16 protein-coding genes are annotated in these 14,777 nt (G+C 61.3%); 6 read left to right on the top strand and 10 right to left on the bottom strand.

Annotated elements, in window-relative coordinates; genetic code table 11:
• Positions 1–103 precede the first annotated feature (103 nt).
• From THIVI_RS14460 to THIVI_RS14440, 5 genes are all read right to left on the bottom strand, one after another.
• On the bottom strand, positions 104–751 hold the full coding sequence (locus THIVI_RS14460) for a c-type cytochrome (RefSeq protein WP_014779288.1): 648 nt from the start codon (positions 749–751) through the stop codon (positions 104–106).
• A gap of 207 nt (positions 752–958) precedes the next feature.
• The gene (locus THIVI_RS14455) at positions 959–1,414 is read right to left on the bottom strand and encodes a copper chaperone PCu(A)C (RefSeq protein WP_014779287.1); all 456 of its coding nucleotides are present in this window, start codon (positions 1,412–1,414) and stop codon (positions 959–961) included.
• 108 nt (positions 1,415–1,522) lie between these two features.
• Entirely contained in the window at positions 1,523–2,164 is a 642-nt protein-coding gene (locus THIVI_RS14450) for an SCO family protein (protein ID WP_014779286.1), read from the bottom strand.
• Between the two features lie 72 nt (positions 2,165–2,236).
• Complete coding sequence (locus THIVI_RS14445) at positions 2,237–2,605, bottom strand: c-type cytochrome (protein ID WP_014779285.1); 369 nt, start codon at positions 2,603–2,605, stop codon at positions 2,237–2,239.
• 79 nt (positions 2,606–2,684) lie between these two features.
• Complete coding sequence (locus THIVI_RS14440) at positions 2,685–3,320, bottom strand: carbonic anhydrase (protein WP_014779284.1); 636 nt, start codon at positions 3,318–3,320, stop codon at positions 2,685–2,687.
• A gap of 61 nt (positions 3,321–3,381) precedes the next feature.
• On the opposite strand from THIVI_RS14440, the gene THIVI_RS24780 reads away from it, so the two are divergent.
• Complete coding sequence (locus THIVI_RS24780) at positions 3,382–3,546, top strand: hypothetical protein (RefSeq protein ID WP_157174466.1); 165 nt, start codon at positions 3,382–3,384, stop codon at positions 3,544–3,546.
• Between the two features lie 10 nt (positions 3,547–3,556).
• Positions 3,557–4,597: a GGDEF domain-containing protein gene (locus tag THIVI_RS14435; protein ID WP_014779282.1), complete on the top strand. Its 1,041-nt coding sequence runs from the start codon at positions 3,557–3,559 to the stop codon at positions 4,595–4,597.
• 285 nt (positions 4,598–4,882) lie between these two features.
• Here THIVI_RS14435 and THIVI_RS14430 read toward each other — a convergent pair whose 3' ends face one another.
• On the bottom strand, positions 4,883–6,934 hold the full coding sequence (locus THIVI_RS14430) for an elongation factor G (protein WP_014779281.1): 2,052 nt from the start codon (positions 6,932–6,934) through the stop codon (positions 4,883–4,885).
• Between the two features lie 32 nt (positions 6,935–6,966).
• Here THIVI_RS14430 and THIVI_RS14425 point away from each other — a divergent pair, with 32 nt between their 5' ends.
• Positions 6,967–7,932, top strand: coding sequence for a L,D-transpeptidase family protein (locus THIVI_RS14425; protein WP_014779280.1), 966 nt, complete (start codon positions 6,967–6,969; stop codon positions 7,930–7,932).
• Here THIVI_RS14425 and THIVI_RS14420 read toward each other — a convergent pair.
• On the bottom strand, positions 7,911–8,108 hold the full coding sequence (locus THIVI_RS14420; protein ID WP_014779279.1) for an alanine-zipper protein: 198 nt from the start codon (positions 8,106–8,108) through the stop codon (positions 7,911–7,913). The two genes, THIVI_RS14425 and THIVI_RS14420, sit on opposite strands and share 22 nt — an antisense overlap.
• Before the next feature lie 709 nt (positions 8,109–8,817).
• Here THIVI_RS14420 and THIVI_RS14415 point away from each other — a divergent pair.
• The 3 genes from THIVI_RS14415 to THIVI_RS14405 all read left to right on the top strand — a co-directional run bounded on the left by THIVI_RS14415 (position 8,818) and on the right by THIVI_RS14405 (position 11,979).
• Positions 8,818–9,399, top strand: a complete 582-nt coding sequence (locus tag THIVI_RS14415; RefSeq protein WP_014779278.1) for a chorismate--pyruvate lyase family protein — start codon at positions 8,818–8,820, stop codon at positions 9,397–9,399.
• A 43-nt stretch (positions 9,400–9,442) separates the two neighbouring features.
• On the top strand, positions 9,443–10,672 hold the full coding sequence (locus tag THIVI_RS14410) for a hypothetical protein (protein WP_014779277.1): 1,230 nt from the start codon (positions 9,443–9,445) through the stop codon (positions 10,670–10,672).
• Positions 10,673–10,794: 122 nt separating this feature from the next.
• On the top strand, positions 10,795–11,979 hold the full coding sequence (locus THIVI_RS14405; RefSeq protein ID WP_014776993.1) for an ISAs1 family transposase: 1,185 nt from the start codon (positions 10,795–10,797) through the stop codon (positions 11,977–11,979).
• On the opposite strand, the gene THIVI_RS14400 is transcribed toward THIVI_RS14405, so the two are convergent.
• From THIVI_RS14400 to THIVI_RS14390, 3 genes are all read right to left on the bottom strand, one after another.
• Positions 11,925–12,464, bottom strand: a complete 540-nt coding sequence (locus tag THIVI_RS14400) for a hypothetical protein (protein WP_169315576.1) — start codon at positions 12,462–12,464, stop codon at positions 11,925–11,927. The two genes, THIVI_RS14405 and THIVI_RS14400, sit on opposite strands and share 55 nt — an antisense overlap.
• A 71-nt stretch (positions 12,465–12,535) precedes the next feature.
• Positions 12,536–13,591 (bottom strand): transposase, encoded by a 1,056-nt coding sequence (locus THIVI_RS14395; RefSeq protein ID WP_014777014.1) that lies wholly within the window; start codon positions 13,589–13,591, stop codon positions 12,536–12,538.
• Between the two features lie 44 nt (positions 13,592–13,635).
• A complete protein-coding gene (locus tag THIVI_RS14390) occupies positions 13,636–14,745 on the bottom strand; it encodes an IS5 family transposase (protein WP_052315090.1) in 1,110 nt (369 codons plus the stop codon).
• Between the last annotated feature and the right edge of the window lie 32 nt (positions 14,746–14,777).

Raw genomic sequence — 14,777 nt, 5'->3', positions numbered from 1 at the left:
GGGTGCGGGCGGATTCCGATTCGGACACGTCGACTCTGGAGGGAGATGGTTGGCATGCAAAGGCGGCCGATGCCTGCCTTTGCATGTGCTCCAAACGCACTGATTAGTTCTTCAAGCCCTGAATGTATTGAGAAACCGCAGCAATCTCCTGCTCGGTCATGCGGGCGGCGACACCGCGCATCATCCCGTTGGGATCGTTCGCCCGCTCCTGGCTCTGGAAATAGCCCAGCGTCTGTTTGACGTAATCGGCATGCTGACCGGCGAGACGGGGGAATTTCGACAGCCCCTGACCCATTCCGGCCGGACCATGGCAACCGCTGCACGCGGGCACACCGCTGGCCGGATTCCCCGCCCGGTAGAGCGATTCGCCCAACTTGGCCAGTTCTGGATCGGCGGCACCGCCCGTCTGAGTCTGGCTGGCGAAATAGGCCGCCACGTCGATGACTTCCTGCTCCGTCAACGGCATGGCCATCGGCGTCATCTGGACGTTATACCGCTCGCCCGCCTTGAAGTTCGTGAGTTGCTTCTGGATGTACTCCGGATGCTGGCCGGCCAGCTTGGGCCAAATTGGGACGACGCTATTGCCCTGCGGGCCATGACAGGCCATGCAGATACCATTCGCTTTCGCCTCGCCCGCCTTGAGGTCCGCGACCGGCTTGGTGGCCGCTGGAGCATGCCCCTCGGATGCCTGTATCGCGCCAGTCGCCAGGATCGCCGCTACCGAAACCGTCATCAGCCAAGTTTTCATCATCGCAAGTGCCCAATCTGTTCGTGTTCGCGGCCGCGTCATCTGCGTCGACGAACGGCCTGTGGGTTTAGTGTGTGAAAAACCGGCGACATATATCAGATATTTGGCATATCAGTCAAACCCGAAACGCCCCGTCAGGAGACGGATCGCCAGTCTTCGCCAGTGCCGTAGACAGACCCAGGTCTGGAAATATCCCGACGCCGCGTTCGGTCACTGTCGATGCGGCATTGGCGGCGCCTCGATGCGTCGCACCGGGGCCTGAATCGTGTCGGTTCCGCCGTCGTCGTACCTGAGCGTCAGAGCGACCGAGGCGCCGGGCTCCAGGGTCTGTTTCAGGCCGATCAGCATCACATGCAGCCCGCCGGGCTGAAGCGCGACGCTCTCGCCCGCCGGCAATTCGATCCGTTCGATGCGGCGCATCCGCATCATTCCGCCTTCCTGGAGATGCGTGTGCAACTCCACGACCTCGGCGACCGGGCTCTCGGCGCCGACCAGGGCGCGATCGTCGGATGACCGATTGTCGAGCGACATGAACACCGCGCTATTCGGCTGTCCCGGCGGAACGGCGCGGGCGTAGGGATCGCCGATCACGATCTCCGTGGCATGAACCCCTAGAGACCAGGCGGCCAAAAGGCCGATGGCGAGACAGGCGGATCGTCGAGTCATGCGTTGAATCTCCTGTTAAACCGCGCCCAGCACGGTATGCGATGTTTTTGGGTTGGATCAATCTCGGCAGCATCCACAACTGTCGGAGCTGGCGCGGTTTAATCCTGTCTATTGAAGGCTTTTGCCTGAATCGGTGACAAGCAGGCCGCGGATCGCCGCCAGGATCTCGGCTGGGGCGGTCGCGTGTTCGAGCGTGCGCGCAAGATGGCCCGAGGGATCGAGCACATAGGTGGAGGCCGAGTGATCGATCAGATATCCCATGGCGGAATCGCTCCGGTCCGTTCTGCGATAGGCCGCGCCATAGAGACTCGCGGCTTGCGCGACCTGTTCGGCGGTACCCGTCACGCCGAGGATATTGGGATGGAAATGGGCGGCATACCCGGCAAGCCGGGACAGGTCGTCGCGTTCGGGATCGACACTCACGAACAGCACCCGCACCCGCGCGAGTTCCTCGGGCGTCAGTTCTCTCAGCGCCATGGCGATGAAGGCCAGATTGGTCGGACAAATGTCCGGACACCAGGTGTAACCGAAGTAGACCAGCACGACCTGACCCCGCAGGCTCGCCAGATCCACCGGACCGGTCGCCGCGTCGAGGATGAAATCGCCCCCCGTGGGTGGCGCGGCGAGTTCCAGCGGCAGGTGCCCAGGGTCCGGGTTCTTGCCTGAGTCATCCGACGGCTCCCAGGCAACAAGCCAGATCAGAAGCCCTGTCAGGAAAAGAATCGCGGCGATCAATGAAGTGCGTGGCATGGAAACGAAGTCCTTCATGACGTAGGAAACCGCGCGGGATCTCTGCCCGCGGCATCTTTTCGGCAAGCTCGTTCAGCAGGCGTCGAGCCGCGACGAGTCAGGGTTACGCGGACGATCCGGGGCGTCCCGCAGTTGCCCTTGCAGATAGCTGGCGATCGCTTCGGCCTTGGCGCGCGGCATGAACAGGAAGACCGGCATCAGGGTCTTTGGAGAGCGCCGATGCCCCTGGATGACCGCGACAAATTTCTCGATATCGAGACTGGCGTATACCACCGGCGGAACACCCTTGAGAAAACTGCCCTGACCCGCGTCGCGGTGACAAGCGGCGCAGTAATAGCGATATAAATCCTCGCCGCGCTGGAGCGATGGATGGTCCTCCAGGTCGGGATTGCGGCAAGCGACGAGCCAGACCGCGGCGAGGATCACGAACCATCTGCTCATCGATTCTTTCGTCCTATCCGATTGCGACGATGGCGCCCGTCGCCCATGCGACTCACCTTAAGAAGGATCGCTGACCACTTCAATCCTCGGACATCCCCTCGAAAAAGTCCACCAACCCTGTCTCCAGGGCATATTCGGCCCCCACCACCCGCAGTCCGTCATGTGCGACGAGCGACTCGATGATCGCCGATCCGTGACGCAGTTGATTGACCGAGGCGCGCACATTCGCGCGCACCGCCGCCCGATGCAATGCCTCGCGGTCATGTCGCAGTTCCGTGTCCAGGAAGCCTTCCACCGAGGGTTTTACCCGGTTGACGATCGAGGCGATGTTGCGCGAGGCGCTGTCATCGCCATCCAGCAAGGTTTCGATGGTCGCCGTCACCGCGCCGCAACGCGAATGGCCCAGGACGACCACCAGTCGAGTGTGGTAGCGGGAGACGGCGAATTCCACACTGCCGACCTGGGACGGCGCCACGATGTTGCCGGCGACCCGAATCACGAACAGATCGCCCAGTCCCTGATCGAACACGATCTCGGCCGGAACCCGCGAATCCGAGCAGCCAATGATAATCGCGCACGGCGCCTGTTGCGCCGCGAGTTCGGCGCGCTGCCGATGGGTCAGCAATTGAACGGAGTTGCGGACATTGTTGGCGAAGCGGAGGTTGCCCTCGCGCAAACGGGCGAGCGCCTCGCGTGCTGAAACGATCTTATTCATTGAGCCTCGTCGAATGCCGTCACAGCGGTTGTTTTGCAGAGCCGATCTTAACGCTTATGCCGTGTCGACGCTGTACGCCGCGCGCTGGCGGAAACGCCCGGAGCGAACGGACACGTATCGCTACGCGGCGGAAGCCGACCTGACGCTCGCCTGGATCATCGAATATGATAGGGGCTGGATCGGAAGTCGAAAAACCCGCTTCCGATCGATCGGCAATCGCTTGTGAGTGATGATCCATGACCGTCAAAAGGATGGCCTTTCCCGAAGATCTCAGAACGTCGTCCGATTATCTTCGGATGGCCGTGCCCTTGATGATCGAGCGAAAAATTCCTCCGACCCCTTACAATTACGCCCTCTGGTACGCGCACGTCCAGCAGATCAGTCCTGAACTCAGCAAGGCATTGCTTGAGGAATTTCCCCGCGCCGGTTCCTATGACCAGGATAAAAGCGAATCGCTCTTTTTTGAATTTTTCGTCAAAAATTATTTGCCGAATAATCGGAAAGCACAAAATTTTGTGGTCAGTATCCTGACGCAATTAGCGCAGGCGGTGTCTAGGAATGTCAAGGGCACGGAGGCCTACGGCAGTGCATTGAAAGACGCCATGGAGATCTTCGATGCCGCGGTCGATCAGCAAAGGATTCGTGACATGCTCACGCAGCTACTGACCGATACCGCCACCGTCGAGACGCTGAACATGGAGTTTCAACTCGAACTTCAGTCGGCCCGCGTCGAAGTGGAAAAACTCCGCCGGGAACTGGAGGAAAGTCAGTATAGCGCGCGCTTCGATACGCTGACCAAGATCGCCAATCGGCGCGCCTTCAACGACGCCTTCGCGCAGGCGCTCGGAATGCCGGATGACCCGACCTGCCTGCTCCTGCTGGATCTGGATAAATTCAAAGTCTGTAACGATACCTATGGTCACCTGACGGGTGACCGGATTTTGGAAATCGTGGGCGGGATCCTGGGCGGATTCCAGAGCGAAACGATCTTCGTCGCACGCTATGGCGGCGAGGAATTCGCCGTCATCGTGAAAGACTCGCTGGCGGCGGCCCAAGACATCGCCGAGACCATTCGTCAAAAAGTGTCGGCGATCCATCTCACCAAGAAGGACACGCACGACTTGATCGGCGTGATTACCGTATCCATTGGCGTGGTCCTCGCGCGCGTCGGCGAAACGCCGGAGGAAATCATTGGGAGAGCCGACGCGGCACTCTACCGCGCCAAGGATCAGGGGCGAAATCGCGTGGTCACCGATGGCGTCGGAGATGCAGTTTAACGATTTAAACCGCGTCCTGAGTGATATGCGTAATTTTCATTTTGTGTTTAACTTTGGGGGTTTCTGCGTCATTGATGGAGACGCGGTTAAAAGTGTTATATTTTTAATAGACCTGTGCCAAAATAAGCTTTTAAGCCTGTTTTTGCGTTGCAAGCCATTGTTTCTCAATGGCCAAGATTTAATTTGGCACAGGTCTAATGTTTTAAACCGCGCCAGCTCCGACGATCATGGAGGCTTCCGTGGTCGATTCAATCCATAAACATCGCATACCGCGCCGGGCGCGGTTTAGCAAACATCGAAACGATCGAACTGCATGCTGAATTGTCCCCGCCCCTGGGTCAGGCTGCGGAGCGTGGTCGTGTAGCCCAGCAGCGGCTCCAGCGCGGCCTCGACCTGGATGGCAACCTGATCGCCATTCGCTTCGGTATCTTGGATGACGGCGTGACGCGCCTGCAGATCTCCCAGCACCGCCCCGAGACTTGCCTCGGGCACCACCACTTCGACCCGCATCATGGGATGCATGAGTCTGGGCGCGGCACTCTCCAGCGCCTTGCGCAGCGCCTTCGCGGTGGCGGCCGCGAGCGCCTCGGCGGTCGAGCCCTTGCCGAACAGTTCGACCTCCGTGACCCGGACCGACAGATCCAGCACTTGGGCACCCTGTAACGGACCCGAGGCAAGCCCGCCTCTAAGCCCCTCCTCAATGGCGCGCAATTGCGCTGGATCGAGTTCGGCGCCCTCGGGCAGCAGACGCGGCCTCAGCGCGACGCGCTCACCGCCACCACGGGGCAGCGGCTCCAGGGCAACGGCAACGCGGGCCATCAGATCCGGTTGACGTGGGTCGGGCGTCGGCGGCGGCGCGAACAGGGCATCGGCGGACGCGACACAACCGATGGTCTCGCGCACGGCCACGGCGGGGCGTCCGGTGCGCAGATGGATGCCGAATTCGCGTTCCATCCGTTCGACGACAATCTGCAGATGCAGTTCGCCCATTCCGCGCAGCAGTCGTTGACCGGTCTCGGGATCCTCTTCGACCCGCAGGGTTGGGTCTTCCTGCTGGATCTTGCCCAAGACCTCCAGGAGTTTGTCTTCGTCGGTTCCGGCGGCGGGTTCGATGGCGAGCCCAAGGACCGGAGCCTGGGTCGCGATGCGCTCCAGGTTCACCAGATGTCCCGGCGCGCAGAGGGTGTCGCCGGTCGTGGCGAAACGCAAGCCGGCCAGCAGCACGATCTGCCCCGCCTCGGCCTGATCGAGCTTAGTCTTCTTGCCCGCGTCCACCTCGAAGATACGCGCCACCTGCTCGCGTTGAGCGCGGCCGTCGCCGGTCTGGAATTCGACGGTGTCGCCGGGTTTGAGCGTGCCGCGATAGACGCGCGCGAAGACATGGCGACGGCCGTCCCAGAGCTGGACCTTGAAAGCCAGCGCGGCGAGCGGACCATCGCTGCCCATGCGGATCTCCTGGCGCTCCCCATCGGGGGTGTCGGCCAGCGACGGCGGCCGATCCAGTGGCGCGGGAAGAAAATCGACAATGCCGTCGAGCAATGGCTGAACCCCGAGGTTGCGCAGTGCGCTGCCGCCGTAACAGGGGCACAGTTGCCCGGCCAGGGTTCCCTTGCGGATGGACGCGCGCAGCGCTTCCGGATCGGGCTCCAGACCAGCAAGCACCAAGTCGGCCAGGGATTCGTCAACCTCGGCCGCGGCCAGCAAAAGCGCCTCCCGCAGATCGGCAACGCGATCCCAGAGTGTCGCGGGGCATGGTTCCGCGAGTACCTGCTCGCCCTGTTCGCCGATGAAACGAATCCGGGTTCGATCGATCAAATGGACGATGCAATCCTGGTCCGGGATCGGCACCGTGATCGGGATCGGCTCGGTTTTCAGTCGGCGCTTGACCACCGCGAGGCTGCGAACATAATCCGCGCCTGGACGGTCCATCTTATTGACGAAGAACAGCGCCGGGAGATTGAAGTGCGAGCGCTGACGCCACACCGTTTCGGTTTGCGGCTCGACGCCGCGTACCCCGTCCAGAACCAAAATGCAGCCATCGAGCACCCGCATGGCGCGCTCCACCTCGATGGTAAAGTCCACATGACCGGGGGTGTCGATCAGTTGCAACAGGTGCTCGCGCCAGTGTGCCCTGGTCACCGCAGCGGTAATGGTGATGCCGTGCTGCTGCTCCTCGGCCAGGTAGTCCATGTGAGCCGCGCCATCATGCACCTCGCCCATCTTGTAGGAGGCTCCGGTATAAAAGAGGATGCGCTCGGTGAGCGTCGTCTTGCCCGCATCCACATGAGCGGCGACCCCGATATTGCGAACGTGAGACAATCGGGACGGTTTTTTCATCGGCTTTCAACCCATCAGGAGCATCAATCGGTATGACTGGTTTGGATCTTGGCAGACGTCCTCGGGCTTGGCTCGCGACGGCGATCTGCACCTCGTTGTTTGGCTGGGGGGCCGTGAACGGCGCCCAGGCCGAGACGTTCCGACTCGACAATCCGAACGACTCGGTCGTTGGATTTCCGTTTTATTTTACGGCGCGCAACAAGGATACGCTGCTGGATATCGCCCGCCAGAACAATCTGGGCTACGACGACATGCGTCAAGCCAATCCCAAGGTTGACGTGTGGGTACCGGGCGAGGGCAAGGAGGTAATGGTCCCGAGCTTTTTCGTGCTGCCAAACGTGCAACGCACTGGGATCGTGATCAATCGCGCCGAAAAGCGGCTCTATTACTTTCCGCCCAATGACCCCAACCAGGTGCGGATCTATACGATCAGCGTCGGCAAGGACGCCATGGGGACACCGCTTGGCACCTTTAAAGTCATCGAAAAAAGAAAGGATCCGACCTGGACGCCCGGACCGAATGTACGCGCCTCTCACGCGGCCCGCGGCGATATTCTGCCGGCTCAGGTACCGCCCGGACCGGATAATCCGCTCGGCCGATATGCCATGCGTCTGAGCAATCCGGATTATCTGATCCATGGCACCAGCATGCCCTGGGGTCTTGGTATGGAGGTCAGCGGGGGCTGTATCCGGATGTATCCCGAAGGCGTCGAGGAGTTATTTGGCCTGGTCAGCGTCGATACGCCGGTCGCGATCATCGACCAGCCGTACAAACTTGGATGGCGTGGAGACGAACTGTATCTGGAGGTCCAGACCGGAGAGAAGAGCGTGCGCCAGAGCGCGAGATCGGTGATCCCGGAATCGCTGGCAAACGCGGCGGGAGTCGTAATCGATTGGGAGGCGGTGGAGCGGGCGGTTCAGGAAGACACCGGCGTCCCACAAGTCGTGGGACGCCGGAGTCAATCAGGCAATGGGACTTACTTGCCCATGATCTTCTGATACATCCGGTCCAGACGCTCGGTATTGGAGTTGCAGCAAGCCTGGGCACTGTTAGCGCTGTCCAGGGCTTGCTGAGCCATGTCACGAGCGGTCTGGTCGGTGGTGCAACCGCCGAGCAGGGAAACGCTCAGCAGAGCGGCAGCGGAAATGGAAGCGATTTTGACGATCTTGGTCATCGGTTTGACTCCATAAAGTTGGCCATTGGGCCAATTATTTATAACACATTGTGACGGATGTTTCCGAACCTCGCGAGGCCCAGCATCGACACGGCAGGATCATTGTCAAGATCCCGTGGAAACACGTGAAGATCCTGACCCAGACGCAAAACCGACCGGCGAAGCTGAAATTTGAGGCGGCTCTTAAAGCTTGGGGCAAATTTGATTCAACATCAAGCCCACAAGTGTTTTATTTGGAAGTTTTTTTACAACGGGACCATCGCCAGAGGTCCGCGATCACACGGAATATCCCGTTCAAAGCCTTGTCTATTTCAATAAATATTAAATTAAATCAAAAATATAAACGATAAACTCCGGATTCTCAGAGGGTGCGTTCGGCACCGTTTCCGCCTTTCGATACCGCTATCTTCAACCACAACGCGGACCTGCCGAAGGATGGAAAATTCCTCTATAGATACTTTTAACCAACAAGTTGCATTATCACCAAATACGGGTTTGGCTGTCCGCCCTTGGTGGGAAACTCGTTCATGGGTCACAATGCGACCGTCATCGCCTCGCCGCGCCTTCCGATCCGATTGAAGCCCTTTCATAATGACGATACCCCCCATGCCGCGATCGCTTCACTTGCTCCCATCCGTCCTGTCTTGCCTCACCGCGTCCGGATTTCGCTCGATGCGACCAACCATGCTCGCTCGCTGAGAGATCAACGATGCGTCGCTACTATGGACGCGCCTTTCAGGCGCAAACCCAACCGCCCTTTCGCTGCGACGGCTTCGCGCGCGACGGCGTCATCCACGCAACCTCGGGCGATTCGCTGCCCTTGAGTCTGTTGCCGCCCTTTCTGCGCGCGCTGTTGGTGACCGACGGCACCGTGACCAAGATCCTGGAAGCCTATTTCTGGGAACCGGTCGCGGTGGACACCCTTGAACAACGCTTCGAGGTTGCGACGGAGGCGGTAACCTGGATCCAGGTCAGTCCAGGAGACCGCTGCCTGATTCGGGACGCCCGGCTGCGAGGAACCGATTCCGGGCTCGGCTTCGCCGAGGCCTTTTCCCTGATCCGCATCGATCTGATTCCGCCTGGATTTCGCCAGCGTCTGATCGACCGCGAGATTGGTATCGGCGTGCTGATTCGCGACAGCGGTCTGGAGAGCTATCGCGAGGTGCTGGACGTCGGTCTGGATCGCACCGCGGACGGCGCGGCGGCGGTGTTTCGGACGTACCGCATCTTCATCGATAAACGTCCGGTGATCCTGATCACCGAATATTTTCCGCTCGCGCTCTACCGCTGAACCGCGTTTCGCCAAGATCAATCGATGCCCGAGGTCATCCCCAATGGAAATCGGACCGCGCGAACTCGTCACTCCCTTCAGACCCATTCCGCTGGAGATCCCGGGGGGAATGAAACCCAATGAATTCTTCAACAGCACGGAGAATCTCAACGATCTGGTGAACCGCAACGGGCTGCTGGTCAATGCGGAAGACCTGCTGCTCTATCGCAAGGCACTGGGCCATTCGCTCGCATTCGACGGCTCCATTCTCTACAACACCTCCAAGCGCATCCTCAATCCGCTGGGGCGCCCGGTGCGCCGCACCCAGGTGCCCGAACCGGTCAAGCGGGTCTGGAATCGGATGAACCAGATCCTCATCGGCTATATGATCGAGCAATACCCGGATCCGAACGATGCGTTGGTGTTGGCGGGCGAGGCCAGCCTGGACGCCACCTGGCCCATGACCTCGCCGGGGGTGCCCAGCATCCGCATGCTGCACAACCATTTCATCGTCTTTCCGATGGCCGATCTGCGCGCGGCGCCACTCGCGCAGCGAGAGAATCCCAACCTCACCGACGGCGGCCAACACAGCCTGTTTCAGGCCCACATGCGCGAGGTTTATCAGCGCTTCTTCGACCAGGCGCTGGATCTGCGCATTCTGCGCGCGGCGGATGCCGCGGAATCTCGGCTGGCACTCACCGGCTATCCCGAAGGGCTGCCCTGCTGGGAAATCGTCGGCGGGGTGGAGGCATTGAAGGAGGTGCGGTTCTGGCGCGAGTACGACGCCATCCTGGAGGGTTTCCTGGATTTTTATCGAACCTTCTTTTCGCAGGTCTCTACCCGCAACGCTCCGATCCTGCCGGATGTGCGCTTTCGGCAACCGGTGGAGGAAGTGCTGCTGTTCGACCGCGATTTCATGGCCACCGCCAAGAAGGTGCGCGACCGCTGCATTCGCGAACCGGCCTATGCCAATTCGATCCGCTGGGAGCCGGCCTTCAAGCAAATCATCTTTCGGAACGAGACCGGCCGACTGCTGGTAACCATCAGCCAGAATTCCATCGGCAACGCCATCACCGAACTGCTCGGCGTGGTAGTGAAGCGGGTGCCGGACGCCATCCGGTATGGACTCGCGGAGCCCGCGCTGATCGAGCGGCTGCTGGAGGTGCGTCAGCGTCTGATCGACGCCGATCTGGGTGAAGTGATCGGCGCCGAGCATTGGACCGCTCCGCTTGTTGGGCAAGCCGGCGATCCGGATACCGGCTCCGACGTTACTGCCCCACCATCTGCCCCATGATGGCCTGAATCGTCGGGTGCGCCATCAGGGCAATCGCATCAACGCATTAGCGCATACTGTTAGACAATCCGTACTGCGGCCCCAATGATTTGAGTCTTTAGAATCTTGGGGAGATCTCGCCGATGTGCGACTTGAGTGTGGAGCGATCGATTGCGCACCATTTTGCCCCGCTGGACGAGCCGCGCAGCGCGATCCAACGACGGCACCTCTTAAGTGAGATGATCGTGATCACCATCGCGGCGTCCTTCAGTGGCGCCGACGGTTGGGTGGGTGTCGAGACGTTCGGACAGGCCAAGGAGGCGTGGCTGCGCACGTTTCTGAAACTGCCCGCGGGCATTCCGTCGCACGACACCTTCGGGCGGGTGTTTGCGCTCATCGATCCCGCACAGTTTGCCGCCTGCTTTCGCCAATGGAGCGCGTCGGTGGCCGAACTGATCCCCGAAGAGATCATTGCCGTCGATGGCAAGACCCTGCGCCGCTCCCACAGCCGCGGCAAGGGCTTGGCGGCGTTGCACCTGGTCAGTGCCTGGGCGACGGCCAATCGGGTGGTGCTCGGACAGGTCGCCACCGACGCCAAATCCAATGAGATCACGGCCATTCCACGTCTGCTGGAGTGGCTGAAGCTGGAGGGCTGCATCGTCACCATCGACGCCATGGGCTGCCAGACCAAGATTGCCGCGCAGATCATCCACCAGGGAGGGGACTATGTGCTCGCGCTCAAAGGCAACCAGGAAACGCTGGCCGCCGAGGTCGAGGAGGCGTTCATCGACGCCGACGCCAGAGGCTACGCCGGTGTCGATTCGGCATTCCTCGAAACCGTCGAGCGAGGGCATGGTCGTCTCGAAACCCGTCGCTACCAAACCTTGGGCGATCTTTCCGGCGTGCCGCACAGCGCCTCGTGGGAGGCAATGAACATGATCGGCATGGTTGAATCGCGCCGTGAGGTCGCCGGCAAGGTCTCGGTCGAGACCCGCTATTTCATTGGCAGCATCGGCACCAGCGCCGCGCGCTTTGCCCACGCAGTACGCGGTCACTGGGGCATCGAAAACGGGTTGCATTGGAATCTCGATATCGCCTTTCGTGAGGATGAGTGCCGTGTCCGCGATCCGGTGGCGCGCGAGAATCTTGCCGTCCTGCGTCACCTCGCCCTCTCGCGCCTCAAGAATGACGGCACCAAGCTCGGCATCCAGAACAAACGCTTGAAAGCCGGTTGGGACGAGTCCTACCTGTCGAAATTGCTCTTCGAGTCGCCTCAGAGGAAGGGCGACGCTGATACATCGGTACCCGCTAATGTTAGCAGCGCTTGATGCGATTGCCCTGGGTGCGCCATCAGTCGCTGGATGCGCGCATCCCCGCGCAGCCGTTCCAGGTCGCCGGACATAATCAGACGCGTTAACTCGGGGTCCGATAGAACGGCCTGGATCTCGGGATCATTCTGAAGCGCCGAAATCTGCCCCATCAGCCCTGGATCGCTCGCCAGTTGTTGTTGGATGGAGGCAATCTCCGTCCCGTATCCGGGCATTCCGGATGCGGGCGGTTGAGACATCGACGCCGAACCGTCAGGCTGGATCGAGCGGATCTCCGACTCGGGAACCAGAATCTCGCCCAGGGTCGCGGAGCGGATCCGATAACGCCCCCCTTCGATCGCGACCAGTTCGCCGGACAGGACGCTGCCGTCGGCGAGTTCGATACGGCTCGCCTCGGCCGCGACCTGGCCGGTCGCGGCCAGGGTCATCATGACGAGCGACCCCGCGAGGAGTCGGCGGATTGGTGTTGCGGAAAACATCGTCACCCCCTCATCACCTATCAGTTACTCACGGGCATGAAAAGCGGGCAACGGGAGGTCGTTTTGAAGGCACCGCTTCAGACGGCGCAGGCCGCGCGTGAACCACGAGACCAGGCTACGATAGAGTTTCCTGAAGCTCCAATGCGCGGGGTCGTTCTGCGCCTGGACTTTTTTTCGAGTGGTGTCGGATCGTTCAGCCCCTCGTCTCGGCCGGCGCGAACACACCAGTACATGGCCAAGGCCATGATGAGCACCAGTCGCTCCAAACGCTCGGCATGCTGGAGTTGCGAATCCTCCAAGTCGAAGCCCCGGCCCTTGACGTCGGAGAACATCGGTTCGATGGCCCAGCGAGCAGCGTCGTCAAGCACGCTTGCCCGTGTCGGGGCGGCGTCCATGGCAATGATCCACGGCTCGGGGTGGCCATCCTCGTGCAGGATCCCGAGGTTCGTGATCACCCCCTGCGCAAACAGGCGCACACCGGTGAAGTAACGTTCCGTCACCCCGTGTGCCAACGCGCCCGTCGTCGTCTCATCGCCCTGCCCGGTATCCGTTAGCACGTTGCTCTTCAGGCGCAGCCGGTCGCTCCAGCCCCGGGCTTGGAGCCACCCGAACAGGCCCGCCGACGGATAGAACCGGTCCGCCGATAGCAGCACGCGCGCCCCGGACGGCAGCCAGGCCAGGAGCGGCTCCAACACCACCTGCTGGCCCGCGAAGCCGAGATTGGCCGCCCCTTCCTCAGCCCGCCACGCCAGCGGTATCGCGCGATCACCCACCCGCAACGCCACCATCAGCAGCGCCATCCGATCACCCAAATCGGTTTGGTCCAGGCTCAACAACACCGTCTGACCATGGCTGGCCGCCTTCGCCAACTCCGCTCGTGCAAAGGGCTCAATCACCATTCCCGGACCCAACCGCGGATTCTTCAGCAAACGCCTCAGCCATTGCTCGCGCATGTCCTGCCGCTCGGTGTCCAAGGGCAGCAGATTGGCCAACTCCACCGTGTTCGGGGTTTGGCCTTCGATCATCGCCCCGACCGCCAACGCCAGCTTGCTCACCACCGTCTTGCGCAGACGCGGGTGCACCTCGCGCAGCCCGCACGCCACTTCATCAGCCAATCGTTTGACGCTTCCCATGATCCTCAATCACCTCAACATCGACTGAGAGGGTGTAGACAAAATCAAACCGTTGTGGTCAACCGCCGCAGCAGGATGCGCGCCTCCGCCAGCCAAACCCAGGTTTCGGAGACCGCTGGCAGACGGTCATGATGCATGATCAATCGACGGGCACGCTCATTCCACGCATGGGTGCGCTCGACAACCCAGCGCTTCGGCAGCGGAACGAAGCCGTCGGCGTTGGCGATCACCACTCGGTCAGGCGCCCCGTCCACGTGCCAGGAGCCAACGCTTTTGTTGGCTGGATGGCGCACGACTTCCACGCGGATCGCGTGGGTCTGCTCGGTGGTTTGGGCAAATTGACCGGCGTAGGCGCTATCGACAAACAGCGTGTTGATCTGGGGGTACTTGGCGGCCGCGTCAGCGACGGCGCCCGAGGCGGCATCGCGGTCCTGAAGATTGGCCGCGACCACGCTCACCGCCAACACGAACCCCAAGGTATCGACCACCAGGCTGCGCTTGCGCCCCTTGACCTGCTTGCCCGCATCAAAGCCGCTCGGTCCACCCTGCGGCGAGCCGCGGGTCGATTGCGCATCCAGCACCGCCGCCGTCGGCGCGATCTCACGCCCCTCGCGTTCGCGCCATTGCCCCCGCAGTCGATCATGCATCTGCTCAAACTTCCCAGCCGCACTCCAACGGCGAAACGTCTTGTAGACATTCTGCCAAGGCGCGAAATCGTGCGGCAGCATCCGCCACGCGCACCCCGTGCGCACCACGTAGCAACACGCCTCCAGGATGCTCCGGCGCGACACGCGGGGCGGTTGACCCCGCCCGCCCGGCATCTCAAAGAGAGCGGCGACCAAGTCCCACTCCGCATCGGTCAGACAACTTGGGTAGCTTTGGTCGGGGTCGTGGCGACGATGCGCATCCGTATACCCATACCGACGCGGCGTTGCGCGCGCTTGCGCCTCGAGACCACTCTCGCCCCGGAGGCGCGTGACGCCCGCCTCCCGCAAGGACTTGCGAATCGTTGCTTCATGAGCCTCGATTCCCGTCCGTGCCGCGAGTTCCCGGGCAATCTCTGACAGCGTGGAGGTCGGGCGATCCGTGACAATTTGACGCAATACCGCTTGCTCCGCCTCGTGAATCTTGGGGGGACAACCAGCTTTCGACATCAGCGCACACCAGCTCAGTTGTAGACTGGTAT

Source organism: Thiocystis violascens DSM 198, assembly GCF_000227745.2.
GTDB classification, from domain to species: Bacteria; Pseudomonadota; Gammaproteobacteria; order Chromatiales; family Chromatiaceae; genus Chromatium; species Chromatium violascens.
The sequence above is the reverse complement of the archived record's forward strand: the minus strand, read 5'-3'. Positions and strand labels throughout refer to the sequence as shown.

What these genes read in the sequence shown, in the direction of transcription:
- THIVI_RS14460 (WP_014779288.1), bottom strand. Translation starts at nt 751, where the DNA reads ATGATGAAAACTTGGCTGATGACGGTTTCGGTAGCGGCGATCCTGGCG.
- THIVI_RS14455 (WP_014779287.1), bottom strand. Translation starts at nt 1,414, where the DNA reads ATGACTCGACGATCCGCCTGTCTCGCCATCGGCCTTTTGGCCGCCTGG.
- THIVI_RS14450 (WP_014779286.1), bottom strand. Translation starts at nt 2,164, where the DNA reads ATGCCACGCACTTCATTGATCGCCGCGATTCTTTTCCTGACAGGGCTT.
- THIVI_RS14445 (WP_014779285.1), bottom strand. Translation starts at nt 2,605, where the DNA reads ATGAGCAGATGGTTCGTGATCCTCGCCGCGGTCTGGCTCGTCGCTTGC.
- THIVI_RS14440 (WP_014779284.1), bottom strand. Translation starts at nt 3,320, where the DNA reads ATGAATAAGATCGTTTCAGCACGCGAGGCGCTCGCCCGTTTGCGCGAG.
- THIVI_RS14435 (WP_014779282.1), top strand. Translation starts at nt 3,557, where the DNA reads ATGACCGTCAAAAGGATGGCCTTTCCCGAAGATCTCAGAACGTCGTCC.
- THIVI_RS14430 (WP_014779281.1), bottom strand. Translation starts at nt 6,934, where the DNA reads ATGAAAAAACCGTCCCGATTGTCTCACGTTCGCAATATCGGGGTCGCC.
- THIVI_RS14425 (WP_014779280.1), top strand. Translation starts at nt 6,967, where the DNA reads ATGACTGGTTTGGATCTTGGCAGACGTCCTCGGGCTTGGCTCGCGACG.
- THIVI_RS14420 (WP_014779279.1), bottom strand. Translation starts at nt 8,108, where the DNA reads ATGACCAAGATCGTCAAAATCGCTTCCATTTCCGCTGCCGCTCTGCTG.
- THIVI_RS14415 (WP_014779278.1), top strand. Translation starts at nt 8,818, where the DNA reads ATGCGTCGCTACTATGGACGCGCCTTTCAGGCGCAAACCCAACCGCCC.
- THIVI_RS14410 (WP_014779277.1), top strand. Translation starts at nt 9,443, where the DNA reads ATGGAAATCGGACCGCGCGAACTCGTCACTCCCTTCAGACCCATTCCG.
- THIVI_RS14405 (WP_014776993.1), top strand. Translation starts at nt 10,795, where the DNA reads ATGTGCGACTTGAGTGTGGAGCGATCGATTGCGCACCATTTTGCCCCG.
- THIVI_RS14395 (WP_014777014.1), bottom strand. Translation starts at nt 13,591, where the DNA reads ATGGGAAGCGTCAAACGATTGGCTGATGAAGTGGCGTGCGGGCTGCGC.
- THIVI_RS14390 (WP_052315090.1), bottom strand. Translation starts at nt 14,745, where the DNA reads ATGTCGAAAGCTGGTTGTCCCCCCAAGATTCACGAGGCGGAGCAAGCG.